This is a genomic window from Pseudomonas sp. LBUM1657 (assembly GCF_059716075.1).
On record NZ_CP166799.1, the window covers coordinates 5,268,302 to 5,294,492 of the forward strand.

General features: G+C 54.0%; 21 protein-coding genes and 1 pseudogene. 13 read left to right on the forward strand and 9 right to left on the reverse strand.

The features are described 5' to 3' along the window. Nucleotides 1-9 precede the first annotated feature (9 nt). The gene (locus ACA055_RS24375; RefSeq protein WP_497680946.1) at nt 10-1,191 is read right to left on the reverse strand and encodes an amino acid ABC transporter permease; all 1,182 of its coding nucleotides are present in this window, start codon (nt 1,189-1,191) and stop codon (nt 10-12) included. 65 nt (nt 1,192-1,256) lie between these two features. After that, nucleotides 1,257-2,285: an amino acid ABC transporter substrate-binding protein gene (locus tag ACA055_RS24380; RefSeq protein ID WP_497680947.1), complete on the reverse strand. Its 1,029-nt coding sequence runs from the start codon at nt 2,283-2,285 to the stop codon at nt 1,257-1,259. A gap of 467 nt (nt 2,286-2,752) precedes the next feature. Here ACA055_RS24380 and ACA055_RS24385 point away from each other — a divergent pair, with 467 nt between their 5' ends. From ACA055_RS24385 to ACA055_RS24405, 5 genes are all read left to right on the forward strand, one after another. Continuing rightward, nucleotides 2,753-3,409 carry an alpha/beta hydrolase gene (locus ACA055_RS24385; protein WP_497680948.1) on the forward strand — a complete coding sequence of 219 codons (657 nt, stop codon included), beginning with the start codon at nt 2,753-2,755 and terminating at the stop codon, nt 3,407-3,409. A 98-nt stretch (nt 3,410-3,507) separates the two neighbouring features. Next, a complete protein-coding gene (gene rhlB / locus ACA055_RS24390; protein ID WP_497680949.1) occupies nt 3,508-4,995 on the forward strand; it encodes an ATP-dependent RNA helicase RhlB in 1,488 nt (495 codons plus the stop codon). A gap of 126 nt (nt 4,996-5,121) precedes the next feature. Beyond that, nucleotides 5,122-6,069 carry an ornithine cyclodeaminase family protein gene (locus tag ACA055_RS24395; RefSeq protein ID WP_497680950.1) on the forward strand — a complete coding sequence of 316 codons (948 nt, stop codon included), beginning with the start codon at nt 5,122-5,124 and terminating at the stop codon, nt 6,067-6,069. Nucleotides 6,070-6,216: 147 nt separating this feature from the next. Next, nucleotides 6,217-7,344, forward strand: coding sequence for an NAD(P)/FAD-dependent oxidoreductase (locus ACA055_RS24400; RefSeq protein ID WP_497680951.1), 1,128 nt, complete (start codon nt 6,217-6,219; stop codon nt 7,342-7,344). Nucleotides 7,345-7,436: 92 nt separating this feature from the next. Continuing rightward, nucleotides 7,437-8,081 carry a helix-turn-helix transcriptional regulator gene (locus ACA055_RS24405; RefSeq protein ID WP_497680952.1) on the forward strand — a complete coding sequence of 215 codons (645 nt, stop codon included), beginning with the start codon at nt 7,437-7,439 and terminating at the stop codon, nt 8,079-8,081. A 113-nt stretch (nt 8,082-8,194) separates the two neighbouring features. Here ACA055_RS24405 and ACA055_RS24410 read toward each other — a convergent pair whose 3' ends face one another. The 5 genes and pseudogenes from ACA055_RS24410 to ACA055_RS24430 all read right to left on the reverse strand — a co-directional run. Continuing rightward, on the reverse strand, nt 8,195-8,971 hold the full coding sequence (locus ACA055_RS24410; RefSeq protein WP_497680953.1) for an ABC transporter substrate-binding protein: 777 nt from the start codon (nt 8,969-8,971) through the stop codon (nt 8,195-8,197). Between the two features lie 302 nt (nt 8,972-9,273). Then, nucleotides 9,274-9,726: a molybdopterin synthase catalytic subunit MoaE gene (gene moaE, locus ACA055_RS24415; RefSeq protein ID WP_497680954.1), complete on the reverse strand. Its 453-nt coding sequence runs from the start codon at nt 9,724-9,726 to the stop codon at nt 9,274-9,276. Nucleotides 9,727-9,729: 3 nt separating this feature from the next. Continuing rightward, entirely contained in the window at nt 9,730-9,972 is a 243-nt protein-coding gene (moaD, locus tag ACA055_RS24420) for a molybdopterin converting factor subunit 1 (RefSeq protein ID WP_497680955.1), read from the reverse strand. Next, nucleotides 9,969-10,442 carry a cyclic pyranopterin monophosphate synthase MoaC gene (gene moaC, locus ACA055_RS24425; protein ID WP_059406245.1) on the reverse strand — a complete coding sequence of 158 codons (474 nt, stop codon included), beginning with the start codon at nt 10,440-10,442 and terminating at the stop codon, nt 9,969-9,971. The genes moaD and moaC overlap by 4 nt, the downstream gene beginning before the upstream one ends. A 235-nt stretch (nt 10,443-10,677) precedes the next feature. Further along, nucleotides 10,678-10,914: pseudogene (locus ACA055_RS24430) on the reverse strand (PhoH family protein); the annotation flags it as partial. 490 nt (nt 10,915-11,404) lie between these two features. Here ACA055_RS24430 and ACA055_RS24435 point away from each other — a divergent pair. From ACA055_RS24435 to ACA055_RS24450, 4 genes are read left to right on the forward strand one after another with little or no spacing between them, the layout of a single operon-like run. Next, nucleotides 11,405-12,520, forward strand: a complete 1,116-nt coding sequence (locus tag ACA055_RS24435) for a SagB/ThcOx family dehydrogenase (RefSeq protein ID WP_497680956.1) — start codon at nt 11,405-11,407, stop codon at nt 12,518-12,520. 26 nt (nt 12,521-12,546) lie between these two features. Then, complete coding sequence (locus tag ACA055_RS24440) at nt 12,547-14,373, forward strand: methyltransferase domain-containing protein (protein ID WP_497680957.1); 1,827 nt, start codon at nt 12,547-12,549, stop codon at nt 14,371-14,373. 2 nt (nt 14,374-14,375) lie between these two features. After that, nucleotides 14,376-15,938, forward strand: a complete 1,563-nt coding sequence (locus ACA055_RS24445; protein WP_497680958.1) for a carbamoyltransferase C-terminal domain-containing protein — start codon at nt 14,376-14,378, stop codon at nt 15,936-15,938. Then, a complete protein-coding gene (locus tag ACA055_RS24450; protein ID WP_497680959.1) occupies nt 15,935-16,633 on the forward strand; it encodes an MFS transporter in 699 nt (232 codons plus the stop codon). Before ACA055_RS24445 ends, ACA055_RS24450 begins: the two co-directional genes overlap by 4 nt. Nucleotides 16,634-17,342: 709 nt before the next feature. Here ACA055_RS24450 and ACA055_RS24455 read toward each other — a convergent pair. Further along, entirely contained in the window at nt 17,343-18,737 is a 1,395-nt protein-coding gene (locus ACA055_RS24455) for a PhoH family protein (protein WP_497680960.1), read from the reverse strand. Nucleotides 18,738-19,075: 338 nt separating this feature from the next. Continuing rightward, on the reverse strand, nt 19,076-20,200 hold the full coding sequence (locus ACA055_RS24460; protein ID WP_497680961.1) for a polysaccharide deacetylase family protein: 1,125 nt from the start codon (nt 20,198-20,200) through the stop codon (nt 19,076-19,078). 266 nt (nt 20,201-20,466) lie between these two features. On the opposite strand from ACA055_RS24460, the gene yaaA reads away from it, so the two are divergent. The 4 genes from yaaA (at nt 20,467) to ACA055_RS24480 (ending at nt 26,182) form a co-directional block, all read left to right on the forward strand. After that, on the forward strand, nt 20,467-21,246 hold the full coding sequence (gene yaaA, locus ACA055_RS24465; RefSeq protein ID WP_497680962.1) for a peroxide stress protein YaaA: 780 nt from the start codon (nt 20,467-20,469) through the stop codon (nt 21,244-21,246). A gap of 810 nt (nt 21,247-22,056) precedes the next feature. Next, the gene (locus tag ACA055_RS24470; RefSeq protein ID WP_497680963.1) at nt 22,057-23,373 is read left to right on the forward strand and encodes a nucleotide sugar dehydrogenase; all 1,317 of its coding nucleotides are present in this window, start codon (nt 22,057-22,059) and stop codon (nt 23,371-23,373) included. Between the two features lie 122 nt (nt 23,374-23,495). Further along, nucleotides 23,496-24,977 (forward strand): mannuronan synthase, encoded by a 1,482-nt coding sequence (alg8, locus tag ACA055_RS24475; RefSeq protein WP_497680964.1) that lies wholly within the window; start codon nt 23,496-23,498, stop codon nt 24,975-24,977. 35 nt (nt 24,978-25,012) lie between these two features. After that, nucleotides 25,013-26,182: a PilZ domain-containing protein gene (locus ACA055_RS24480; protein WP_497680965.1), complete on the forward strand. Its 1,170-nt coding sequence runs from the start codon at nt 25,013-25,015 to the stop codon at nt 26,180-26,182. The last annotated feature ends 9 nt before the right edge of the window (nt 26,183-26,191 follow it).

Sequence of the window (26,191 nt, forward strand, 5' to 3'; positions counted from 1 at the left end):
CGCTTTTCCTTACCGCTCGATCAGCGCAATGCGCTTGTTGTACCAGTTCATCAGCAGGGAAATGCTGATACTGATCGCCAGGTACACGCTCATGGTGATGGCAATGACTTCGATCGCCTGCCCGGTCTGGTTCAGCACCGTACCGGCAAACAGCGAGACCATTTCCGGATAACCGATACCGGCCGCCAGCGAGGAGTTTTTCGCCAGGTTCAGGTATTGGCTGGTGAGCGGTGGAATGATCACGCGCAGGGCTTGCGGGATGATCACCTTGCGCAGGGTCGGACCGTTGCGCAAACCCAACGAGTGCGCCGCTTCGGTCTGGCCGTGGCTGACCGACTTGATGCCCGAACGCACGATCTCGGCGATGAACGCCGCGGTGTACACCGTCAAGGCCAAGGTCAGCGCCAGCAGTTCCGGGATCAGCACCCAGCCACCAACGAAGTTGAAGCCCTTGAGCTCCGGCATTTCCCAGTGCAGTGGCGCGCCGAAGATCAATGCGCACAGCGCAGGGATCACCAGGAACAGCGCCAGACCCACCCAGAATTTATGGAACGGTACACCGGTCGCTTCGAAGCGTTTGTTGGCCCAACGGCTCATCAGCACGATGGCGACGATAGCCACGACGACGCTGACTACAAACGGCCAGAAACCGTCGGCCGCCAACGCTGCGGGCATGTTCAGGCCGCGGCTGCTGACGAAGAAGGTGTCGCCGAAGTTATGACTGTTGCGCGGCCCCGGCATGGTCAGGAATACCGCGAAGTACCAGAACAGGATCTGCAGCAGTGGTGGAATGTTACGGAAAACTTCCACATACACCGTCGCCAGCTTGGCAATGATCCAGTTCTTCGACAGCCGTGACACACCAACGATGAACCCGAGGATCGTCGCCAGGATCACGCCGATGAACGTCACCAGCAGTGTGTTGAGCAGGCCGATGACAAACACCCGGGCATAGCTGTCCGATTCGGTGTAGTCGATCAGGTGTTGAGCGATGCCGAACCCGGCACTGCGCTCCAGAAAGCTGAAACCAGAGGTAATGCCCCGGTGCTGAAGGTTGGTCTGAGTGTTATCGAACAGATACCAGCCCATCGAGACCACCGCCACAATGGTGATGATCTGAAATAGCCACGCACGCACTTTTGGATCGCTGAGGCTGAGCCTCTGCTTTGGTGCGCCGATTGAATTTTGCATGAAGTGCCCCGCAAATAATGGAACAGAACATCACCCGGCGGTTGGCCCACCGGGTGATAGAACCATCAGCGCACTGGTGGTGCGTATTGAATGCCGCCGTTGTTCCACAGAGCGTTCAGCCCGCGGTCGATGGCCAGTGGAGTGCTCTTGCCGAGGTTTTTCTCGAACACTTCACCGTAGTTACCCACTTGCTTGACGATCTGGACGACCCAGTCCTTCTTCACTTTCAGGTCTTTGCCGTATTCACCGTCAGCGCCCAGCAGACGAGCAACGTCCGGGTTCTTGGTGGCTTTGGCTTCAGCTTCGACGTTTTTCTGGGTGATACCCATTTCTTCAGCGTTGACCATCGCGAACAGAGTCCACTTGACGATGCTGAACCACTCTTCGTCGCCTTTACGCACGACCGGGCCCAGAGGCTCCTTCGAGATGGTTTCCGGCAGAACGACGTAGTCGGTCGGGGTCGCCAGCTTGCTGCGTTGTGCGTAGAGCTGGGATTTGTCGGAAGTCAGCACGTCGCAACGACCGGATTCCAGCGACTTGGCGCTTTCATCGGAGGTGTCGAAGGTGATCGGGGTGTATTTCAGACCGTTACCGCGGAAGTAATCGGAAACGTTCAGCTCGGTCGTGGTACCGGCTTGAATGCAGATGGTCGCGCCGTCGAGCTCTTTAGCGCTTTTCACGCCCAGCTTGTTGTTCACCAGGAAGCCGATGCCGTCGTAGTAAGTCACGCCGGCAAACACCAGGCCCATGCCCGAATCGCGGGAGCTGGTCCAGGTGGTGTTACGCGACAGCACGTCGATTTCGCCGGACTGCAGCGCGGTGAAGCGCTCTTTGGCGTTCAACTGGCTGAATTTGACCTTGGTCGCGTCGCCGAATACGGCAGCGGCCACAGCGCGGCAGACGTCAGCATCGATGCCGATGATCTTGCCAGTGGAGTCTGGAACCGAGAAGCCCGGCAGACCGTCACTTACACCGCACTGTACGAAACCTTTCTTCTGCACTGCATCCAGGGTTGCACCCGCCTGAGCGAACCCACTGACGCCAAGCACTGCGGCTGCAGTCACGACGGCCAGGGTGGATTTCAACATCTTCATTCAAACCTCCAGTTTTGCTCTTGTTGTGTCGGAGCTTGAGTCCAGTCGCACCCTTATGAGGCGTAGTTGACCCGTGTTGGCTTTTTTTAGGGTCAACCGACGTAGGACCTGCGCTATGAGTCTAGTAGGAGAAAATCCACATCATGGACAACTCACTTCTCACCAATCGGCCGAACGGGCTGTAGCCCTTTCACGTTCGCGAAGCCCGTAGCGGCCACTGGCGAACATCCATCACCGGATTCTTTGCTATCCCGCAGCCAGCAGTACACTGATAGTGTTACCGCAAGGCGCGAGATGGGTTGCACCGATTTCCCATAGCAAAGCCCGTACCAGACCGCTCGCCAAAGCAATTCAGAGACAGGTCAATAGCAAAACTTGTAGCCTTGCGACATCTTCTTAACTGATCAACCAGACGCGCACTCAGATCTCGCACTCATTGAGAGCGCACGCACAAATATGGAGCACCCATGACCGAGCCCTTGATTCTTCAACCCGTCAAGCCCGCAGACGCCTGCGTTATCTGGCTGCACGGCCTGGGCGCCGACCGTTACGACTTCCTGCCGGTGGCCGAAGCGCTGCAGGAAATCCTGCTGACCACGCGCTTTGTTCTTCCGCAGGCACCAACGCGCGCAGTCACTATTAATGGTGGCTACGAGATGCCGAGCTGGTACGACATATTGGCCATGAGCCCGGCGCGCGCAATCAGCCGCGAGCAGCTGGAAGCGTCTGCGCAGAGGGTCTTTGATTTGATCGAAGAGCAGCGCGCTGGCGGAATAGACGCCTCGCGGATTTTTCTGGCCGGTTTTTCCCAAGGTGGCGCCGTGGTGTTGCACACCGCCTTTCTGAAATGGCAGGGGCCGTTGGGTGGCGTACTTGCCCTCTCTACTTATGCACCGACGTTCAGCGATGAACTGGAGCTTTCCGCCAGCCAACAGCGCATTCCCGTGTTGTCTCTGCACGGTCAGTACGATGATGTGGTGCAAAACTCCATGGGCCGGACCGCCTACGAGTATTTAAAGCAGCATGGTGTCACCGTGACATGGCAGGAATACCCAATGGGCCACGAAGTGTTACCCGAGGAAATTCGCGACATTGGCGTCTGGCTCGCCGAGCGCTTGCGTTAACGGTTTATGCGAAAAGCAGCCCATTGATCCATCCCACTACGCCGCGCCCGATTCTTGCATTACACTGGCCGGCGTATATTCCTTAATCAATTGATGAGATGACCGTGCTCAAAGCACTCAAGAAAATGTTCGGTAAAAGCGAGACTGAGCAACTCGCGCCAGTCTCCAGCGCTCCGTCTCACATTCCCAGCCACCGCACCGACGGTAATCAGTCTGGCCGGACCGCAACCGTAGCGGTACCGAAGCACGAGCCGATGCCCACCCCGGCCGTCCAACCCGTTGAGGCTCAAGCCTCTGAACAACCGCTCAGCGAAATTCCGAAACCAGCAAAACCGCGTCGCGAACCGAAGCCGAAAGCGCCGGTGATTCCTTGGAAACTCGAAGACTTCGCCGTCGAACCCCTGGAAGGCAAAACCCGCTTCCACGATTTCAAGCTTGCCCCTGAACTGATGCACGCCATCCAGGACCTGGGCTTCCCGTATTGCACGCCGATCCAGGCCCAGGTGCTGGGCTTCACCCTCGCGGGCAAAGACGCCATCGGTCGCGCCCAGACCGGCACCGGCAAAACCGCTGCATTCCTGATTTCGATCATCACCCAACTGCTGCAAACCCCGCCACCGAAAGAGCGTTACATGGGTGAGCCGCGGGCGCTGATCATTGCACCAACCCGTGAACTCGTGGTGCAGATCGCCAAGGACGCAGCCGACCTGACCAAGTACACCGGCCTCAACGTCATGACGTTTGTGGGCGGTATGGACTTTGACAAGCAGCTCAAGCACCTCGAAGCCCGTCACTGCGACATTCTCGTAGCCACCCCGGGCCGCTTGCTGGATTTCAACCAGCGTGGCGATGTGCATCTGGACATGGTCGAAGTCATGGTCCTGGACGAAGCCGACCGCATGCTCGACATGGGTTTCATCCCACAAGTGCGTCAGATCATTCGCCAGACCCCACCTAAGAACGAGCGTCAGACGCTGCTGTTCTCCGCGACCTTCACCGAAGACGTGATGAACCTGGCCAAGCAATGGACCACCGACCCGTCGATCGTCGAGATCGAGTCGCAGAACGTGGCCAGCGAAAACGTCGAGCAGCACATCTACGCCGTGGCCGGTGCCGACAAATACAAACTGCTCTACAACTTGGTCAACGACAACGGTTGGGAGCGGGTGATGGTGTTTGCCAACCGCAAGGATGAAGTGCGGCGTATCGAAGAACGCCTGGTACGCGATGGCGTCAACGCTGCGCAGCTGTCCGGCGATGTGCCACAGCACAAGCGCATCAAGACCCTGGAAGGTTTCCGCGAAGGCAAGATTCGCGTACTGGTCGCCACCGACGTTGCGGGTCGCGGCATCCACATCGACGGCATCAGCCACGTGATCAACTTCACCCTGCCGGAAGTCCCGGACGATTACGTGCATCGCATCGGTCGGACCGGTCGTGCCGGTGCCGATGGTGTGTCCATCAGCTTTGCCGGCGAAGACGATTCCTACCAGCTACCGTCCATCGAGGCGCTGCTGGGTCGCAAGATCAGCTGTGAAACGCCACCGACGCATCTACTGCGGGCGGTTGAGCGCAAGCGCCCGTAACACGGGCCGCATGGAAAGAGGCGCAGCCGGAAACGGACTGCGCTTTTTTTTCGCCCGGATATTGCGGGAGACAACTAAAAGTCCATAATGGACAAATTAGTTTACTTCCAGCTCCCGGAGCCGACCATGTCCAGTACGCCTTATGTGATCACCCAACCCCAGGCCCGCGAACTGCTGGCGCAGGTCGACGTGCCGCAGATCCTGCGCAAACTGTTTCGTGACCTGGCCGCCGGGCAAGCGGTGCAACCGGCGCAGCAACTGGTGGAATTCCCACAGGGTGCCGGTGACTTCATCAACTACCTGGGAGTGTTGGCCGAAGATGGCGTCTATGGGGTCAAGACTTCGCCTTACATCGTGCGCGAGCAAGGCCCACTGGTCACGGCGTGGACGCTGTTGATGTCGATGCAAACAGGCCAGCCACTGTTGCTCTGCGACGCCGGGGAACTGACCACGGCGCGCACCGCAGCCACGACAGCGGTGGCGGTCGATGCCCTCGCCCCGCTGGAAGCCCGGCGTTTGGCAATCATTGGTAGCGGCAAGGTCGCCCAGGCGCACCTGCATTACGTCAAGGATTTGCGAGACTGGGAAAGCATCAGCCTCTATTCGCCAAGCCTGAGCGAAAAGAATCCCGAGGAACTGGCACAGCTCAAAAACCTCCACCCACGCCTGACTATCGCGGACAGTCGCGAAGCAGCCGTCCACGACGCCGACGTGATCATGCTCTGCACCTCGTCCGCAGGTCCGGTGATCGACCCGTCCAGTTTGAGCAAACCGGCGCTGATCACCTCCATCAGCACCAATGCGCCGCGTGCCCACGAAGTGCCGCCGCAGAGCCTCAATGACATGCAGGTGTTCTGCGACTATCGTCTGACCACCCCGGGCTCGGCGGGCGAAATGCTGCTTGCCGGTGAACAGCATGGTTGGGACAAAAGCGCGATCATCGGCGACCTGCCTGATTTACTCAGCGAAAAGGTGCAGCGCCCCGCCTACGACCGTCATGTGTTCTTCCGCTCGATCGGCCTGGGCCTGGAAGACATCGCGCTGGCCAATGCCCTGTATCGCTTGCAGCCCTAACACCTCGATCCCTGTGGGAGCGGGCTTGCTCGCGAAAGCGGACTGGCAATCAACCTCATTGTTGAATGTGAAATCCCATTCGTGAGCAAGCCCGCTCCCACAAGGGACATCTACAAAATCTGGAAATGCGCACCACAGGAGACGTTCATGAGCCAGGCAGATTTCATCATTATCGGCGGCGGGATTGCCGGCGCTTCCACCGGTTTCTGGTTGTCGCAGCACGCCCGGGTCATCGTGCTCGAACGCGAATCCCATCCGGCCTATCACTCCACGGGACGTTCGGCCGCATTGTTCACCGCCGCCTATGGCACACCGCAGGTCCGGGCGCTGACCCAGGCCAGCCGCGACTTCTTCGACGCCCCTCCGGCCGGTTTCTGCGAACACCCGCTGCTGACCCCGCGCGGCGAAATGACCGTGGATTTCACTGGCGATCCGGCCGAACTGAACAATCAGTACCTGAGCGCCAAAGCCACAGTGCCGGAGATGCAACTGCTCACCGCGGATGAAGCCTGCGCGCGCCTGCCGATTCTGCGTCGGGAAAAAGTCCACGGCGCGATCTACGACCCAACCGCCAGCGACATCGACACCGATGCCCTGCATCAGGGCTATCTGCGCGGCATCCGCCGCAATAAAGGCGAAGTGCATACCGACCATGAAGTCCTCGGCCTGACACGCGATGCCGAAGGTGTATGGCAAGTACAAACCAACGGTCAGACCTTCAGCGCGCCGATTATCCTTAATGCCGCCGGCGCCTGGGCCGACAAAATCGGCGAGCTGGCCGGCGCCAAGCCATTGGGCCTGCAGCCCAAGCGGCGCGCGGCGTTCATCTTCGCCGGCCCTGAGGGTGTAGACATTCACCATTGGCCAATGCTAGTCAGCCTCGACGAATCCTTCTACATGAAGCCCGATGCCGGAATGTTCCTCGGCTCACCGGCCAATGCGGACCCAGTGGAACCCCACGACGTGCAGCCCGAAGAGCTGGACATTGCGATGGGCATCTATCAGATCGAAGAAGCCACCACCCTGACCATCCGCCGCCCGGCCCGAACCTGGGCCGGACTGCGCAGCTTTGTGCACGACGGTGATTTGCTGTCCGGTTTCGATTCGCAGGTGCCTGGGCTGTTCTGGGTCGCGGCACAAGGCGGCTACGGCATTCAGACCTCGCCAGCCATGGGCCAGGCGAGCGCCGCACTGGTACGCGGTGAAGCCTTGCCCGAACAGCTCACCCGCTTCGGTCTAAACGCCGGGATGCTCTCCCCCGCTCGCTTGACCTGATGCTCGGCCTCAGGTGACGTGTCGACACGATTACGGCAAACTTCCAGCGCCCTTTTCTGACGGGGCGCTGATGCTGCCTGGAGCTCCACCTTATGAACGCACCTGAAAAAAAAGACCCGGCCCTGGATAACGCTTCCCTGGACAACTACCGAGCCATCGCCGATGCGATCGCCACGTTGTTCTTCCCCCATGCCGAGGTGGTGCTGCACGACCTGCGCACGCAGAAAGTCGATTACATCGCCAACAACCTGTCCAAGCGAGAAATCGGTGACGACTCGGCGCTGGAGGACATGCTCAGCGACGATGTCAGCGAACGAAATATCGGGCCGTACGAAAAGCTCAATTGGGATGGTCAGAAGATTCGCAGCCTGAGCAGTGTGCTGCGCGACAGCGAAGGTCATCCACTGGCGGTGCTGTGTATCAATCTGAATATTTCGCTGTTCGAGAATGCCAAGGCTGCGCTGGACTTGTTCCTGTCGCCGACCAAAGTCATCCCGCAACCGGATTCACTGTTCCGCGATGACTGGCAGGAGCGGATCAATACCTTCCTCCACGCCTGGCTACGCGAGCGTCAACTGAGCCTGAACCTGCTGACCCGCGACCACAAACGCGAACTGGTGCTGGCCCTGCATGCCGAAGGTGCCTTCAAGGGCAAAAGCGCCTCCAACTATGTGGCCAATGTGCTGAACATGGGACGGGCGACTGTTTACAAGCATTTGAAGGAATTGAAGGGCTGAGCCTTGAGATGTGTGTTGTTTGATCGGGCCTCTTCGCGAGCAAGCCCGCTCCCACAATGAGCCTGTGTTCGCAGGACCAATGTGGGAGCGGGCTTGCTCGCGAAGGCGGTTGATCAGTCGCCGTAGATATCCGACTTGAAATACTTCTCCGAAATCTTCTGGTATTCGCCACTGGCGCGAATGCCGTCGATGGCTGTGTTCAGCTCGGAAACCAATTCGGTATTGCCCTTGCGCACCGCAATCCCGGCACCCTCGCCCACATATTTCGGGTCCTTCAACTCCGGCCCGACAAACGCGTAGCCTTTGCCGCGCGGCATCGTCAGGAAGTCATTGAGGGGGATGGTGTCGGCAAAAATCGCATCGAGGCGACCGGCTGCCAGGTCCATGTAGATCTCTTCGTTGTTGCCGTAACGTTTGACGTTGATGCCCTTCGGTTCGAACACCTCGGTGGCGTAACGGTCGGTGGTGGTTGCGCGCTGCACGCCGACAGTCTTGCCCTTGAGGCTGGCGTACTGGTCATCCACGGTCGCGCCTTCTTTCATCACCAGACGCGAAGACGTGAAGTAATACTTGTGAGTGAAGTCCACCGACTTCTTGCGGTCTTCGTTGATGGTCATGGACGACAGCGCCATGTCGATTTTCTTCACTTTCAGGGAAGGAATCAGACCGTCGAACTCGCCTTCGACCCACACGCACTTGACCTTCATCTGCGCGCACAGGGCATTGCCGATGTCATAGTCGAAACCGACAATTTCGCCTTTGTCGGTTTTGGACGCGAATGGCGGATACGCCGCTTCAATACCAATGCGCAGGGTTTTATCGGCGGCGAAGAGACTGCTGCACGCCAACAGACTCAGAGCCAGACCGGTAATAAGGGGGAATTTCTTCATGTTCGTTCTCTCGCGGGTTGTTGTTGGTTTGGCAAGACAGAAGAAAGAGCTGAAACGGAGGAATACCTTTTTTGTACTTATAATTCCATAATGGACTTTTATGTATTGTCCGTCAATCGGGGCGCATGAAGATGTGCCGGCCGGTGGTCGGGAGGTGAGTCAGTGGGAAATCAAGTGATGCAAATAGCCTCTTCGCGAGCAAGCCCGCTCCCACATTGGATCTCCATACGGCGCAGATCCAATGTGGGAGCGGGCTTGCTTGCGAAGGCGTCAGAACAGCCAACCAAGAAATACCAGGCTGTTTACTGCTTCCAGCGATCCGCCGCCGCATGATCGCTGTCACGCCCTTCCACCCATCGCGGCCCGTCACGGGTGTTTTCTTTCTTCCAGAACGGCGCGCGGGTTTTCAGGTAGTCCATGACGAAAGCGCAGGCATCGAACGCTGCCTGGCGATGGGCGCTGGCAGCGCCGACGAAGACGATCGGTTCGCCCGGTTCCAGGGCGCCGATGCGGTGCAGCACTTCAAGCTTGAGCAGCGGCCAGCGCTGTTCGGCCTCGGTGGCGATCTTGCCGAGGGCTTTTTCGGTCATGCCCGGATAGTGCTCGAGAAACATCCCGGCGACGTCGAGTCCGTCATTGAAGTCGCGCACGTAGCCGACAAAACTCACCACCGCACCGACGCCCACATTGGCGGCATGCATGGCGTTGACTTCAGCACCCGGATCGAACGCCGTGGCCTGCACACGAATGGCCATGGCTCAGCCTCCGGTCACGGTCGGAAAAAACGCCACTTCATCGCCATCGCTCACCGGCTCGTCGAGCTGGCACAGGTCTTCATTGCGGGCGCACATCAGGTTCTGTTCGCTCAGCACCTCGGCACCGTCGCGCCGGGCCAGCAGCGCCCGTACATCGTCGACGGTGGCGAAATCGCCTTCGACCTTCACCGAATCCACACCGAGCGCTTCACGGTAACGGGCAAAAAACCTAACGGTGACGTTCATGGCTGATCCGCCTGGAAGTGACCGCTCTTGCCGCCGAGTTTCTCCAGCAATCGCACGCTTTCGATGGTCATGCCACGGTCAACGGCCTTGCACATGTCATAGATGGTCAGTGCCGCGACGCTGGCCGCGGTCAGCGCTTCCATCTCTACACCGGTCTGCCCGGACAGCTTGCAGCGCGCGACGATGCGCACGGTGTCGTCGCCTTCGGCACTGAGTTCGACCTTGACGCCGGTGAGCATCAACGGATGGCACAGGGGAATCAGATCACTGGTTTTCTTCGCCGCCTGAATGCCCGCGATACGCGCCACGGCGAACACATCACCCTTGGGGTGACCGCCGCTGACGATCATCTGCAGGGTTTCGGGCAGCATGCGCACCAGCGCCTGGGCCGTTGCTTCACGGAACGTCACGGCTTTTTCAGTGACGTCGACCATGTTGGCGCGACCTTGGGAATCGAGATGAGTCAGCACAGGGTTACTCCTTATCAGGAGCCTCGATTGTAAACCTGTGGGTCAAATTTCCGCACGCTAGATTATCCAATCACCACAACCCAATGTGGGAGCGGGCTTGCTCGCGAAAGCGGTCTGACAGTCGCTATTTATGTCGACTGATACACCGCTTTCGCGAGCAAGCCCGCTCCCACAGGGTTATTCGTCGGGCATAAAAAAACCGGGCAGCTGTTGGGCCGCCCGGTTTTGGTGAGGATTACAAATGCGATTCAGCGTATTCAGCCAGAATCGAACGTGGCACCCCTTGCAGGGTGATGTGGACACCGTTGGGGAAATCCTTGAAGCGTTCTGTCAGGTACGTCAGCCCGGAACTGGTCGCGGACAGGTAAGGGGTGTCGATCTGTGCCAGGTTGCCTAGGCACACCACTTTGGAACCGGCGCCGGCGCGGGTGATGATGGTTTTCATCTGGTGCGGCGTGAGGTTCTGGCATTCACGAGCAGAATCCTTCTTCTCTTCTTTGTTTGGCCACTATTTTTCTGGAACTGGCAGACGCCCCAACGGGCCTGCTATGTAACTAAATACTACCGATTAAGGCTTTTTCAAAATACCTCAGAACTAATAAGGTTGAAGGGTGTATCTGCAATAATTTGATTACCTTGAGAAAAATAGCCGCAAGTAGGAGTTTATCGTAGGACCTACTAACCCATTAAACCCGAACCCTCCTACAAGTCGAATTATTGACTAGCAACTACAAGGCGATTAGCTTCGCAAATGAAGTCAAATGACTTCACCACAAACAAACTAAGAGATTCTTATTATGCGCAAAGCAAATCTGCAAACTCGACTTACTGCTCTTTCCAACAACGCTTACAACATTCTAATTACGCCTGCGAAATCGAAATCAAAACTGGTCAATTAATTTCGGCCAATGCCGAGGGGGTCATCACGCTCTCTCGGCATAACTTTCGCGGAGCATGAGAAGATGAACGAGTTCACTGTCAATGAAAACCTAACAATAACCTTAAACGAAGGAATCTTCGGATTATGGAACCTGGAAACAGGTGAACAGTACGAAATATTCGATCGACGCTACCTTGATAGAATTTTCGAACTCAATGAATCGCTTGGCATGCCGTACATTTCGAAGCCCGAGGATGGAATACTTATTGAAGCAGGATTATTACTAATTGGCAAAGAAGCTGAACTGCATCAAAAAAAACAAAAATTAAATGGCCCTTGGGGTTGGGACCTTGTTTCAAAAATATTTCACCTTGGAAGCAAACACAACTTTCCGAGCGACTTGGCAAACACGGAAGAAAATAAAGAGACAGGATATGTGAGCTTTTGCGAAAGCATCGCCGAAAGCGCTCCGAACCTCGATATTGAGCGAGAAGGAGAATTAGTAAAACTCCCTTCTTGGAATAGCAACGCCATTGACTCTTATAGCTTGAAAAAAGCGTTATGGGAGAGGATTACAAGCCGAAATTTCAATGGGGAGCCTGTCCCGCTAGAAACTGTAGCTAACATATTATTTACCACATTCGGAAAAGTCCACGGGGATTCGCATAAAAAAAATCTCGCAGAGCGCGGCATCTTGACCGTTGGTTATCGTAGGTCTTCACCGAGTGCGGGGTGCCTACAAGCGACCGAGGCCTACTTGGTTGCTTTAAATATTAGCAACCTAGAGCGAGGCATCTATCACTATAGGTCCCACCAACATGTATTAACAAAATTGGATAGTGGAATAAAGGCCGACTTATCACAAATTTTATGCCATCAAAGCTTTGCAGTGGATGCAGGCTTTCTAATAGTAATGACCTCGCGCTTTGATAAGCTCTGGTGGAAATACCCACATTCCCGCGCCTACCGAACGGCTTTAATGGATGTTGGACATTTGTCTCAGACATTCAACCTCGTAGCTACAGCTCATAATCTTAACACTTGGCTAACTGGATATTTTATAGACGACCTACTAAACAAACTTATCAAGATTGATGGCTTCAAAGAGCACTCGTTGTTTGTTTTAGCAGGAGGACATGGCCTGCAAGACCCACTTAGTCCCGGAGTCGTAAAACTGTTGAAGACAACAATAACATAAAATAAAAACTGCCCATAGGTACTCACATGCACGATGACACAATGAGAAAAAAAGAGTACTCGGAGCAAACCAGAAAAATGGCTGATCACTGCTTCAAGAACAACGACTTCCAAGAGGCAGCGCGACTATACGAAATCAGTATAAAAAACAATTCAAACAACGCAAAAGCGCTGAACAATTTGGCAGCTTTATCCGAGGAGTTGGGCGAGGAAAAGAAAGCAGAGTATCTCTATAATCTTGCTTGTGACTTACCAGACACCCCTGCAGCGGACAAGCTTAAATTCCATCAAAACTTAGCATCTATTCAAGAAAAAAATGGGAAAATCAATGCAGCACTCTGGACTTACCAATCAGCCATAAAAATAGAGGGCTTCACAGAAGGCACTATTGCCTTTAGCTATCTTGATTTACTTCAATCAGTCCACCTTACTTCATTCGATGCCGCAATATTTGCCAGCCTATCGGTACTTTTCAATACTGAAGGGATAGATAATGACGCGCTAGCCGATGTGTACTTTTCACAGCTCGCACTTAAACTTACTAAGACGAATTATACGAAAGAAGACTACCCCGCACTTGTGCTGGAGATTATCGAATCAGAGCAGGTCGCACTAAAACTTCTGAGCAATAGCCTAATTTCTAACCACATCATAGAAAAAGCCATTATAGCCATTAGAAAAAAACTAATAGCATCCATACTCAACAACAGCTACAACACAACACACCAAGCGTTCCTTGCTGCCTTAAAAAAACAATGTAAGCTAAATGACTTTATCTACCTTGTTGATAAAGAAGAACTGTCAAACATTGAACAATTAAAAGCAAAAATCCCAAAAGAGTCGCGAACAATACAAATTGACGCACGATTAATATTAGAATCCTACTCAGAATCGGACATCACAAAATTATCAAACAGCCCAAACAATTTTGACTGGCAAATCCCTAAGAAGCAAAACAACGAAATTACATCGCTCGCTCTCTTGAAAAGCAAAATACTTATCCAGAATTTTTATGAATCAAATCCATATCCAACGTGGACTTCCAAACCAAAACATTCCCAATCGACACTTGGTGAACTTTTCAAAAAGTTAGGCTTAAAACAAGCACCTCCAAACAACAACATATTAGTCGCGGGATGCGGTACAGGGCGGCATGCAATTCAACTCGCCTTAACTTACCCACACGCAAAAGTTACAGGACTGGATATTAGTCAAACGAGTTTGCAATATGCCAAAAACAAGAGAGACGAATACAAAATACAAAACCTGGAGTTCATCCGCGGCGACCTAAACAACATCCCCTCTTTAAATATGAACTTCAGTCTTATTGAGTGCATTGGAGTATTGCATCACTTGCAAGATGCTTTTAAGGGTTGCCAAGTGATTCTCTCCGCCCTCGAAGATGGTGGTATTGCTAAAATAGGACTGTATAGCACACACGCTCGAACTCCTATAGCAGACTTGGCTAGCCTTGCGTCTGAAAACAACATCCTCTACATGTCAAGAAATTTAGAAAGCATACGGAACCTGGCAATTCAGAACTACAAATACAAAAGAACAAATGAAATAGTTAACTCACGAGACTTCTTCAGCAGAAGTGGGTGTATGGACTTACTTTTCAACCCTCTAGAAAAAACGTTCACAACCCATGACATCCACTCACTCATACGAATCTTAAATTGTGAATTTGCAGGATTTGAAAAAGGAGGACAAAAAAAGTCTCCTGAATTTAGAAAATTTAATGAACATTCGAACATGAATTTTCTTTTTTCCGCTTGGGAATTGTTCGAAAGCTTTAACCCAAACTTTTTCAGCGAAATGTACCTGTTTTGGTTGAAACCCATAAGGAAATAACGATGAAAATACTAGGCATTAATACTGGTCATGACGGCCACGTATGTCTTATTGAAAATGGAAAATTGGTTTTCAGTTATGAAGCGAAAAAAAATAGCGGCAATAGATACGCCCCTCTTTCCCTGAGTGCAGCAATAATTCACGCCGTTCAAAACTTTGAGAATCTGGACGCAATCGCTGTAAGTGGATGGGCTGAAGGTATGGACCCCAGAAATCCCCCAACTGAAGGCGGGTATCTTGGCCTTAACATCGAACAAAACATCTGCAATTTTGGAGGAAAAAATATTGCGTGGATTAACTGCAGCCATGAAATCTCCCACATATTCGCCTCGTACGCACTATCTCCCTATGCGGATAAAAAATCCTGCTATGTTTTACTTTGGGAAGGTTTTATAGGCAATTTTTATAAAATCAGTCCAAACATGACAATTCAACTTTTAGGTAATGTTATGCAAGGACCCGGTCTTCGCTATGCGTTTGCCTATGGCGTAGCCGATCCAACTTTTAATCTAAAAAAAGGTTACTGCAGACTTGGCGACGCAGGAAAAATGATGGCATTGGCTGCCTTTGGATCAGGCGGTGAGCCGGACACGTTCGAGTCAAAAGTTATTGACTACATAATAAACTGCGAATCAGCAATAGACACACTTGACAAACTCGACCTGATGGATAGCGGCTATTACAACATAGGTGTAAACTCTCTGAAGTTTTGCAACTTAGCAAGAAAATTGTCAGATAGACTTTTTAATGAATTCTATGACTTCATTAGTACAAAAGTTACCGAAAAAGCTCCACTCTTAATCGCCGGCGGTTGTGGTTTGAACTGTGAATGGAACAAAAAATGGGAAACCTCTGGATTGTTCGAAGAGGTCTTTATTCCACCTTGCACAAATGATACAGGCGTCGGTATCGGGGCAAGCGCCGTTGCACAAAATTTATTAACTGGTAAAGCCAAACTTGAATGGTCGGTATATTCAGGACAACCTTTTATTTTCAACCAAGGAGAGAAGTCTTCATTTTCACCCAGCCCATTGGTACTTGAACATGTGTGCGAAGCGCTTCTGGCTGGTGAGATTATTTGTTGGGTTCAGGGAAATTGTGAGATAGGACCTAGGGCCCTTGGTAATCGATCAATTATAGCGGCACCATTTTCTGTGAGCACCACAGAAAAATTAAATTCCATAAAAAAAAGAGAACACTATCGCCCAATAGCCCCTATCTGCATAGAAGAAGATGCCCGGCTGTATTTTGAAAACTGTGCTCAAAGTAAATTCATGCTGTCGTTCCATCATGTAATTGACAATCGACTCAAAGCAATCACTCACATTGATGGAACAGCAAGAGTTCAGACGGTCAGCCATCAAGACAACATACCAATGTATAAGCTATTACTGGAATTCAAAAAACAATCGGGAGTCAGTGTTCTTTGCAACACCTCATTAAACCTAAAAGGCAAAGGATTCATCAACACACTTTCAGATCTTGAGTTATTTTGTTCAACCAATCTTATATCTACATTTGTTGTAGATAACGTTATGTACCGAGCCAAGGGGATAGCGCAGTGAATGTTCCTGCGGTGAACGGGTATGGATATCTATGTGGAATACGATTTAGTAGCTCTGTAACACTTTGGGTAGACTTCATTTTAATCTTCACTGTACTTACATTTGGATATGAAGCATCTCCACAAACTTTGGGTTATGCGGCGGCACTATACGGAATACCAACACTTTTCCTGGGGCCGTTAATCGGTACACTAGCAGACCATACTAGCCCTGTAAAATTTTTATTAGTAAGCTTCACCCTTAGACTTATCGTGGCCTGCCTTTTATTTGGAGCGGACTCTGAATCTATTTTCTTAACATTAGTCTGCCTTAAGGGAATATCTAACCTTGGCTCTGGTGCAGCAGAAATAATCCTGACGAGAAAGTTGCTTAAAAATAAAGATCTGGTCAGCAATATTTCACTGATTACGGTAATGGATCAGTTTATTAAAGTCTGCTCACCTTTTGCAGCGGGTGTTATTGCAAGCATGTCAGACAAGACGTACGGCTTTTTGATTTCTGCTTTTTTTTCACTGCTCGGGATATTTTGCGTAATTCTTCTTTCTATAAATAGCCGGCAGACGAAGATACACGAAACTGAGAAACGATCCTTTGGAAGTTTAAAAGCCCTAAAAAGTATTATTAAAAACAGGCCCATCAACACAACTATTCTTTATGTGTGCTTTAATCCAATCTGCCGTACTGGGTTGCTATGATTCGCTACTGAGTCTACACATAAAAAACATAGGTCTTGATGCATACGCATTTGGAGTCATCGTTAGCTCTACCGCACTAGGGGGAATTATTGCGGGCCTGACCTTCAAATTAGTGTACCCTCAAAGAATCTTCTTCTGCTCGACGCTCTCCCTACTGACATTCGGTGTAATGGTAGCAATAGCAGGATTCTTAACTGAACTAGGTAATTTGGCAACTCTAGCAATACTAATACTAGTGTTCTCCATTGCAGGTTATGCATATGGGCTGACATCTTTAGGGTTTGGCATAACCCTTCAGAAATACTGCCCTTTGTCTAATTTAGGAACAGTATCAGCCACCGCACGCAGTTTAATGTTGATATTTATGATCACCGGGCCGATTTTTGGAGCGTGGCTGTCAACATTCGTTTCAATCGGAGGCGTACTCGTTGCCTCTGGTATTAGCGCAATATTTTTCAGTGCGTTATTACATATAAAGTACCGCGATGTTTTTTCTTCAGAGACAATTCGCATTTCCAACGAATAAAATCGCTCCCGAAATAATTCATCCTGAATCTTACTGCCTTGGCTTAGGAGTATGGATACTTGTAAATTTTTTCTGGAAAATGTAGATGAGGAATGCCTGGAGGACGTTAAGCGCAAATTTAATAATAGATAAATACGATAGAAAAAAACCAGGCGACTTTGAAGTCGCCCGGTCTGGGTGGAGTTACAAATGCGATTCAGCGTATTCAGCCAGAATCGACCGTGGCACCCCTTGCAGGGTGATGTGGACACCGTTGGGGAAATCCTTGAAGCGTTCTGTCAGGTACGTCAGCCCGGAACTGGTCGCGGACAGGTAAGGGGTGTCGATCTGTGCCAGGTTGCCCAGGCATACAACTTTGGAACCGGCGCCGGCGCGGGTGATGATGGTTTTCATCTGGTGCGGCGTGAGGTTCTGGCATTCATCGATCAGGATCAGACTCTGCTGGAAGCTGCGGCCCCGGATGTAGTTGAGGGATTTGAACTGCAACGGCACTTTGCTGAGGATGTAGTCGACGCTGCCATGGGTGCTTTCGTCATCCATGTGCAAGGCTTCGAGGTTGTCGGTGATCGCGCCCAGCCAAGGCTCCATTTTTTCCGCTTCGGTACCTGGCAGGAAGCCGATCTCCTGATCCAGACCCTGCACGCTGCGGGTGGCAATGATCCGGCGGTAGCGTTTGCTGACCATGGTCTGCTCGATCGCTGCCGCCAGTGCCAGGATGGTTTTACCGGAACCGGCAGCACCGGTCAGGTTGACCAGGTGGATGTCCGGATCGAGCAAGGCGTACAGCGCCAGGCTCTGATAAATGTCACGCGGTTTCAGGCCCCAGGCTTCTTGGTGCAACAGGGGTTCCTGATGCAGGTCGAGAATCAGCAGCCGGTCTTCCTCGATCTCCTTGATCCAGCCGACAAAACCCTGTTCGTCGATGATGAACTCATTGATATGCACCGCCGGCAGGTTGTCGATCAGCTGCACCTGATGCCAGGTGCGACCGTGGTCCTGACGGGTTTCGACATTCTTCACGCGGTCCCAAAAGGAGCCGTCCATGTTGTGATAACCATTAGGCAGCAGCGAGACGTCGTCGACCAGTTGGTCGGTGCTGTAGTCCTCGGCCGCAATCCCGCAGGCCCGGGCCTTGAGGCGCATGTTGATGTCTTTGGTGACCAGCACCACGGGCAGCTTTGGCTCGCGCGCGTGCAGGTCGATCAACTGGTTGATGATGATGTTGTCGTTCAGATGCTCGGGCAGAATGATGTTCGGTTCGGCACGCTTGCTCATCAAAATTGACAGCAAACCCTTGGGCCCACTTTTGCCACGCTGGATCGGCACACCCAGTTCAACATCTTCAGGACTGGCATCGCCCAGCGTCTTGTCGATCAGGCGAATGGCCTGACGGCATTCCGCGGCCACGCTGTGATGCCCGCTCTTGAGCTTGTCGAGCTCCTCAAGCACGGTCATCGGGATGGCAACGTGGTGTTCTTCGAAGTTAAGCAGGGCGTTTGGATCGTGAATCAATACGTTGGTATCGAGTACATAAAGGATTGGCTGGTTGGAGGAAGAACTACGTCCGTGATCATCCATACTCGGTCACCTTTGTGGGAGCCAGTCGACGCAATACCGTGACAGTGCTGCGCCTCGAAGTGGCCACCGAATTCACCTGTTGGGACTCAAGTGAACTGCATCCATAGCTGGGTCTTGGAAGACGCCACCTGTGTTGCAGGTTTCGGCGGTCTGTCTTCGTAATACTCCAAAACCCATGACAGAAAAAAGTACTTTGACGTTTTTTTGAAGTTTATTTTTCAGAGTGACCAATAGCACTAGGCGGATTGCCATCACCCCGTTAAAGTCGGAAGTCCGCCTGCATCGAAATCTCTTCAGAAATCGCCCCTCCCCCAATGTTTACGGGAATTTGCCGTTTTTCAGCGAAACGCATCCTGACAATCTTCCCAACCGATCCCGCTAGGCGCCGTTTGCGTGACAAGCCAAGGCAGCGCTGTTTTCACGGCATCCTGCTTCACGTTGAAATTGATCACCCCGTGTCGCCACAACAGCATCAGGGTCAACACCCGTTGTGCGCTCTGGTTGCCCTTGAGCTTGCCGGCGCCGTCCTGGGCGTCGATGTCCCACAGTGCCACTTGCAAGCCCTGCGACTGGAAAAAGCTCTGCGCATCGGAGCGACGCTGGCCATCAGGCGGGCGAAACAGCGGCACGTAGTTCTCCGGCAGTTTGCTTTTGACCAGTTCGACGCTGCGTCGCACCGAATCCTGCCAGTCTTGCCAATGGCTGTGGGAGCGGAATTCCCAGCCTTGCACGCCGATGCACTGCGCTGAATAAGTCGCTTGCAGGCCGGCCACCGCACGCTCCGCCAGGCGCGCCTGAATATCCTTGCCGAGGACGAAGAATGTGCTGCTCATGTTCGACTTGCGCAGGTACTCCGTGATCCAGGTGGTGTTGTCCGGTGCGGCATTGGCGGCGCTGTCGAATGTCAGCAGAAACAGCCGGTCGTTCATCTCGTCGCCGTTACGCTCATAGTCACCAAAACGATCGACTTCACTGCTGGCTTGCGGGAATAGCGCCGCTTTGCGCAGTTGCTCGTCCAGGTATCGGGCATGAAACAGTCGGCTCGGTTCGGCCCACTTTATGTAGTAGCTGTCGTCGCTGACCTGAAACTTGTCCGCTTGCTGGCGCAGGGTTTCCATGTCCTCAACCAGGAAACAGAAGGAGGCATCCTGATCGCAGCTTTGCTGGGCGAAGTTGTAGTTGGCCAGCAGGCGTTGCCACATGTGCTGGCGAACGCGGTTGATCGAATCCAGATTGATCGTGCGCAGGCCCAGACGCTGGGCAAGGCTTGCTTCATCCAGGGCCTCGCTGGCCAGCAGAACGCGGGCGAACATCAGGATCTCGGCCCGCGACGCGACGTCGAAAAGGGTCGGGCTGCTGAGTTGTTCCGGCCAGGTGCTGCGATCAAGCGTCGCCTCATCGCCAGGCGCCGCCAGGGCACCGAAGCTCAAGAGCCACGCCGAGAAGAGAAAAACGATACGCAATGGGATGTCTCCATAACAAAACCCGCGCGGCACTATAGCTGATCCACCCCACATTCCCGCAGCAGCGCAGATCTCATGTGGGAGCGGGCTTGCTCGCGAAGGCGATCTATCAGTTGGCATTGTTGGTGACTGACACACCGCCTTCGCGAGCAAGCCCGCTCCCACAGGTTTTGCGGATAGCCACCGATCATCACCTATGAACTCGATAGCTGGAGTCAACTCGCCCAACCCCCTAGAATCGCCCCACGATTAAAGGAGACGACTTCATGCTGATGGTGATTTCCCCCGCCAAGACCCTCGATTACGAAACGCCGCCGGCGACCCAGCGCTTCACCCAGCCGCAATACCTCGACCATTCCCAGGAGCTGATCCTGCAACTGCGCGATCTGACCCCTGCGCAAATCAGCGAGTTGATGCACGTCTCCGACAAGATCGGCGGGCTCAACGCCGCGCGTTTCGGTAGCTGGACCCCAGCCTTCACCCCCGACAATGCTAAACAGGCACTGCTGGCGTTCAAGGGCGATGTGTACACCGGGCTGAATGCCCAAACTTTCAGCGAAGCCGATTTTGATTACGCCCAACGGCACCTGCGTATGTTGTCCGGCCTCTACGGCCTGTTGCGCCCGCTGGACCTGATGATGCCGTATCGACTGGAGATGGGCACGAAACTGGCCAATGCCCGTGGCAAGGACCTGTATGCGTTCTGGGGTACGCGAATCAGCGAATGGCTGAACGAAGCCTTGGCCGATCAAGGCGATGACGTGCTGCTGAACCTGGCCTCCAACGAATACTTCTCGGCAGTCAAACGCAACGCCCTGAACGCGCGCATCATCAATACCGAGTTCAAGGATCTGAAGAACGGCCAATACAAAATCATCAGCTTCTATGCGAAAAAAGCCCGCGGCATGATGAGTCGTTTCGTCATTGAAGAGCGCGTCAACGACCCGGCAACCCTCAAAGAATTTGACGTACAAGGCTATCGCTACAGCGCCGAGCAGTCTAAACCGGACAATCTGGTGTTCCTGCGTGATCACCCGGCAGAGTAAGCATCCGATAGGCGCACGACCTCGAAAAATGGTCGTGCGCCACCATCTGATTGTCTAACAATCCCCCTCTTGTATCGCCACATTATTGACGCCAAAAATCAAGCGCTCGAATTTCTAACTTTAGTTTCACTCGACTTTGGTGTTTTTTTTCAGTAGTGGCACTGAAATTTTTTATCCGTAGTGGCAGATGCCCATCTAATTCGCTGATTACCCTATGTATCAAGGGTGAAACAGCCGTTGCTATCAATATGAAAGCAGTGCCATCTTTTTCAATATTTCAAGAAATTTCAGAATTCGCGATGAGCGGACCGGAACTATGTCCAAATGCGTAGCTCATACCACCGGTAACGATTCTCACAGTGCTTGTACGAGATAACTTACGCAGAGAAGAGATTCACGCAGCGAAGTTGTCACATTAACTTCTGCTGATTAATCCCTGATTTGGGCAACACATGAAGGACGGGAGATAACACATCAATACTATCCCCTATACGGCCAAGGCTGCGCCCCTATAAACGTGCTCTCCTGAGCACCCAACCGCTTGATTTACGGGCTTCTGGCCTGGCATTGAGCGCGCAAGACCTTTGCACGAATGTCTTCTGATTAGAAGATCAGCTGCATAACAGGGCAAGCCATAACAATAAAGCCTAGTTGCGCACATCTTGAGTGAACTTATTTAGACACTCGGAACTTATATGCCTGCACGCGGCATTGTGGCGCCTGTATGGCCGCAGTTGCGAGTGCACTATCACCGCTGAACACCATTAACTCCTGCCATGTAATGGCTTGATTAACACAGAGGTAAATGCGATGCGCATCAGCATATTTGGTTTGGGTTACGTCGGTGCAGTATGTGCCGGTTGCCTGTCTGCACGGGGCCATGACGTCGTTGGCGTCGATGTCGCCAAAGACAAGATCGATATGATCAACGCCGGCAAATCGCCGATCGTTGAACCGGGTCTGGGCGAACTTCTGGCAAAGGGTATTGAGACCGGCCGTCTGCGCGGTACGACCAACTTCGCCGAGGCGATTCGCGACACCGACCTGTCGATGATCTGCGTCGGTACGCCGAGCAAGAAAAACGGCGACCTGGAACTGAACTACATCGAAGCCGTGTGCCGCGAGATCGGTTTTGTCCTGCGTGACAAGGCCACCCGCCACACCATCGTGGTTCGCAGCACCGTCCTGCCAGGCACCGTGGCAAACGTAGTGATCCCGATCCTGGAAGATTGCTCCGGCAAGAAAGCCGGTGTTGATTTCGGCGTCGCCGTGAACCCTGAGTTCCTGCGTGAAAGCACCGCGATCGCCGACTACGACCTGCCACCGATGACCGTCATCGGCGAGTTCGACAAGGCGTCGGGTGACGTTCTGCAATCGCTGTACGAAGAGCTCGACGCTCCGATCATCCGCAAGGACATCGCCGTCGCCGAGATGATCAAGTACACCTGCAACGTGTGGCACGCCACCAAGGTGACCTTCGCCAACGAGATCGGCAACATCGCCAAGGCCGTCGGCGTCGATGGTCGCGAAGTGATGGACGTGGTCTGCCAGGACAAGACACTGAACCTGTCCCAGTACTACATGCGCCCTGGCTTCGCGTTCGGTGGTTCCTGCCTGCCGAAAGACGTCCGCGCCCTGACCTACCGCGCCGGTTCCCTGGACGTGGAAGCACCGCTGCTCAACTCGCTGATGCGCAGTAACGAGTCCCAGGTGCAGAACGCTTTCGACATCGTCTCTGGACACGGCAAACGCAAAGTCGCCCTGCTGGGTCTGAGCTTCAAGGCCGGCACCGACGACCTGCGCGAAAGCCCGCTGGTTGACCTGGCGGAAATGCTGATCGGCAAGGGCTTCGACCTGAGCATCTACGACAGCAACGTCGAATACGCCCGTGTTCACGGCGCGAACAAGGATTACATCGAGTCGAAGATCCCTCACGTCTCGTCCTTGCTCAACGCCGATTTCGACGACGTGATCAACAACTCCGACGTGATCATCCTCGGCAACCGTGACGAGCAATTCCGCGCTCTGGCGCAACAAGCTCCACACGGCAAGCAAGTGATCGACCTGGTCGGCTTCATGTCCCAAGCCACCAGCGTAAGTGGCCGGACTGAAGGCATCTGCTGGTAACAAGCGGCATCGGGAGGGTTTGCGGCGTTTACATTGCCTGCAAACCCTCCCGGCTTTTTCGCCTGCCTTAACCCCATCGGGCCACCCCACAGGCTCGCCCGAGATAGAGACGGATGCAGATTATGCACAGGCTAAAGCACGGCCTACTTCAGGTCGCCGGTTGGCTGTTTTACTTAAGTATTTTGATGGGCATCGCCATGGCGTTGCCTGCGTCCACGTTCGACTCCGAGTCGAAGGACTTCATCCTCCTGATCGGTATCGTCGGTATCTGGCGCTACTCGATGGGTGCCACGCACTTTCTGCGCGGCATGCTGTTTCTGTACGTGGTCTACCCGCACCTGCGGCGCAAAGTGCGCAAGCTGGGCAAAGCGGCAGACCCGTCCCATGTGTTCCTCATGGTCACCAGTTTTCGTATCGACGCGCTGACCACCGCGCAGGTCTACGCCTCGGTAATTCGCGAAGCGATCGACTGCGGCCTGCCGACCACCATGGTCTGCTCCATCGTGGAAATGTCCGATGAGAAGCTGGTGAAAAGCCTGTGGGCCCGGATGAATCCACCTGCTCGCGTCAAGCTCGACTTCGTGCGCATTCCCGGCACCGGCAAACGCGATGGCCTGGCCTACGGTTTCCGCGCCATCTCCCGCCACTTGCCGGACGACCGCGCCGTGGTTGCAGTGATCGATGGCGACACCGTGCTGGCCGAAGGCGTTGTGCTCAAGACCGTGCCGTGGTTCCAGCTGTTCGGCAATGTCGGCGGCCTGACCACCAACGAGTTCTGCGAAGTGCGCGGCGGCTACATCATGAGCGAATGGCACAAACTGCGATTCGCCCAGCGTCACATCAACATGTGCTCGATGGCCCTGTCCAAGCGCGTACTGACCATGACCGGCCGGATGTCGGTATTCCGCGCCACTGTGGTGACCAACCCGGACTTCATCGCCGACGTGGAAAGCGACTCGCTGCAACACTGGCGCCTGGGCCGCTTCAAGTTCCTTACCGGTGATGACAAGTCGAGTTGGTTCAGCTTGATGCGCCTGGGCTACGACACGTTCTACGTGCCGGATGCCGCGATCCACACCGTGGAACACCCGCCGGAAAAAAGCTTCATCAAGGCCAGCCGCAAACTGATGTTCCGCTGGTACGGCAACAACCTGCGCCAGAACTCCCGCGCCCTGGGCCTGGGGATGAAACGCCTTGGCCTGTTCACCTCGGTGGTGCTGTTCGATCAGCGTGTATCGATGTGGACGTCGCTGTTGGGCCTGACGGTCGCGATCATCGCCACCGTCAAGTACGGCACCGCGTTCATCCTGGTTTACCTGCTGTGGATCGGCATTACCCGCTTGATCCTGACCTTGCTGCTGTCCTGCTCCGGTCACCGGATCGGCCCGGCCTACCCGGCGATTCTCTATTACAACCAGATCGTCGGCGCGCTGGTGAAGATCTACGTGTTCTTCCGCCTCGACCAACAGTCCTGGACTCGCCAGCCCACTTCCCTGACCCGTGATCTCGCCAGCTTTCAACGTTGGTTCAACACTTGGTCGTCTCGGACCATGACCTTCTCCGCCGGCAGCATTTTTGTTGCTGTGCTGCTGATGATGGTCTGACCGAACTCGCCTGAATTAACTAGGAAATCGTCCATATGAATACCGCCGTCAACGCCAACGTAGTGCATGAATCAGAAGCCCAGCGCCAACACGCCCGAGTGAAAATCCCGGCCAAGCTGCGTTTCTACGGTCCCGACCGGACTCCGGTAGAAGCTCGTGTGATCGACCTGTCCGCTGGCGGCCTGGCGTTCAACGCCGGTCAGCTGCCACTGAAAGTCGGCGACGTGTACAAGGCTCGCCTGCAATTCGTCATCGATAACCTCGGCCTGGCCATGGACGTGGAGCTGCTGATCCGCTCCTTCGACCGCCAGACCGGTCGTGTCGGTTGCCAGTTCCAGAACCTGGAACAACAAGACATCTCGACCCTGCGCCACCTCATCACTTCTCACCTGGCCGGCGACATCGTCAGCATGGGTGAAGTGCTGGCGACCCTGCAGCGCGACAACTTCACCAAGGCGCGCAAGGTCAAGGATGGCGGCCACGGCATGACCCCGTTCGGGCGTCTGCGTGCGGTGACTTTCAGTCTGGCGATTTTCCTCGTCGGCCTGACCGCATTCGGGTTCATCTTCAAGTCGGTGTACGGCATGTACTTCGTCAGCCACGCCCAGGCCGGACTGGTCAGCGTAGCGGGCATGAACATCACCATGCCGCGCGACGGCACCGTACAGAGCCTGGTGAAAACCGACGGCGTCGCCGCCAAAGGCGCACCGCTGGCAACCTTCAGCACCAGCATGCTCGACGTACTCAAGGGCCATCTTGACGAAGATCAACTGCAACCGGCCAAGGTTGAAGAACTGTTCGGCAAGCAAATGACCGGCACCCTGACTTCGCCGTGCGATTGCACCGTGGCGCAGCAAATGGTTGCCGACGGTCAGTACGCCAGCAAGGGCGACGTGATCTTCCAACTGGTGCCGCGTAACAGCGAAGCCAACGTTGAAGCACGCTTCTCCTATCGTCAGTTCGGCGACGTGCTGCCAGGCAGCACCGTCAGCTTCCAGATTGCCGGTGAAGACAAGCACCGCACCGGCACGATCATCAGCAGCACCAGCCTGAAAAGCGCCGACCTGTCGTCCGACATTCGTGTGCAGATCAAGCCTGACGAACCGCTGGACAGCAAGTTCGCCGGTCGCCCGGTTGAAGTGAACAGCACTCGTGGCCCGAACCTGAACTGGCTGATCGACAAAGCCATGGCCGCTGGAATCTAAGTCGAGGAC

Excerpts from the sequence above, each read along its gene's own strand:
- ACA055_RS24375 (WP_497680946.1), bottom strand. The coding sequence starts at position 1,191 with ATGCAAAATTCAATCGGCGCACCAAAGCAGAGGCTCAGCCTCAGCGAT.
- ACA055_RS24380 (WP_497680947.1), bottom strand. The coding sequence starts at position 2,285 with ATGAAGATGTTGAAATCCACCCTGGCCGTCGTGACTGCAGCCGCAGTG.
- ACA055_RS24385 (WP_497680948.1), top strand. The coding sequence starts at position 2,753 with ATGACCGAGCCCTTGATTCTTCAACCCGTCAAGCCCGCAGACGCCTGC.
- rhlB (WP_497680949.1), top strand. The coding sequence starts at position 3,508 with ATGACCGTGCTCAAAGCACTCAAGAAAATGTTCGGTAAAAGCGAGACT.
- ACA055_RS24395 (WP_497680950.1), top strand. The coding sequence starts at position 5,122 with ATGTCCAGTACGCCTTATGTGATCACCCAACCCCAGGCCCGCGAACTG.
- ACA055_RS24400 (WP_497680951.1), top strand. The coding sequence starts at position 6,217 with ATGAGCCAGGCAGATTTCATCATTATCGGCGGCGGGATTGCCGGCGCT.
- ACA055_RS24405 (WP_497680952.1), top strand. The coding sequence starts at position 7,437 with ATGAACGCACCTGAAAAAAAAGACCCGGCCCTGGATAACGCTTCCCTG.
- ACA055_RS24410 (WP_497680953.1), bottom strand. The coding sequence starts at position 8,971 with ATGAAGAAATTCCCCCTTATTACCGGTCTGGCTCTGAGTCTGTTGGCG.
- moaE (WP_497680954.1), bottom strand. The coding sequence starts at position 9,726 with ATGGCCATTCGTGTGCAGGCCACGGCGTTCGATCCGGGTGCTGAAGTC.
- moaD (WP_497680955.1), bottom strand. The coding sequence starts at position 9,972 with ATGAACGTCACCGTTAGGTTTTTTGCCCGTTACCGTGAAGCGCTCGGT.
- ACA055_RS24435 (WP_497680956.1), top strand. The coding sequence starts at position 11,405 with ATGAACGAGTTCACTGTCAATGAAAACCTAACAATAACCTTAAACGAA.
- ACA055_RS24440 (WP_497680957.1), top strand. The coding sequence starts at position 12,547 with ATGCACGATGACACAATGAGAAAAAAAGAGTACTCGGAGCAAACCAGA.
- ACA055_RS24445 (WP_497680958.1), top strand. The coding sequence starts at position 14,376 with ATGAAAATACTAGGCATTAATACTGGTCATGACGGCCACGTATGTCTT.
- ACA055_RS24455 (WP_497680960.1), bottom strand. The coding sequence starts at position 18,737 with ATGGATGATCACGGACGTAGTTCTTCCTCCAACCAGCCAATCCTTTAT.
- yaaA (WP_497680962.1), top strand. The coding sequence starts at position 20,467 with ATGCTGATGGTGATTTCCCCCGCCAAGACCCTCGATTACGAAACGCCG.
- ACA055_RS24470 (WP_497680963.1), top strand. The coding sequence starts at position 22,057 with ATGCGCATCAGCATATTTGGTTTGGGTTACGTCGGTGCAGTATGTGCC.
- alg8 (WP_497680964.1), top strand. The coding sequence starts at position 23,496 with ATGCACAGGCTAAAGCACGGCCTACTTCAGGTCGCCGGTTGGCTGTTT.
- ACA055_RS24480 (WP_497680965.1), top strand. The coding sequence starts at position 25,013 with ATGAATACCGCCGTCAACGCCAACGTAGTGCATGAATCAGAAGCCCAG.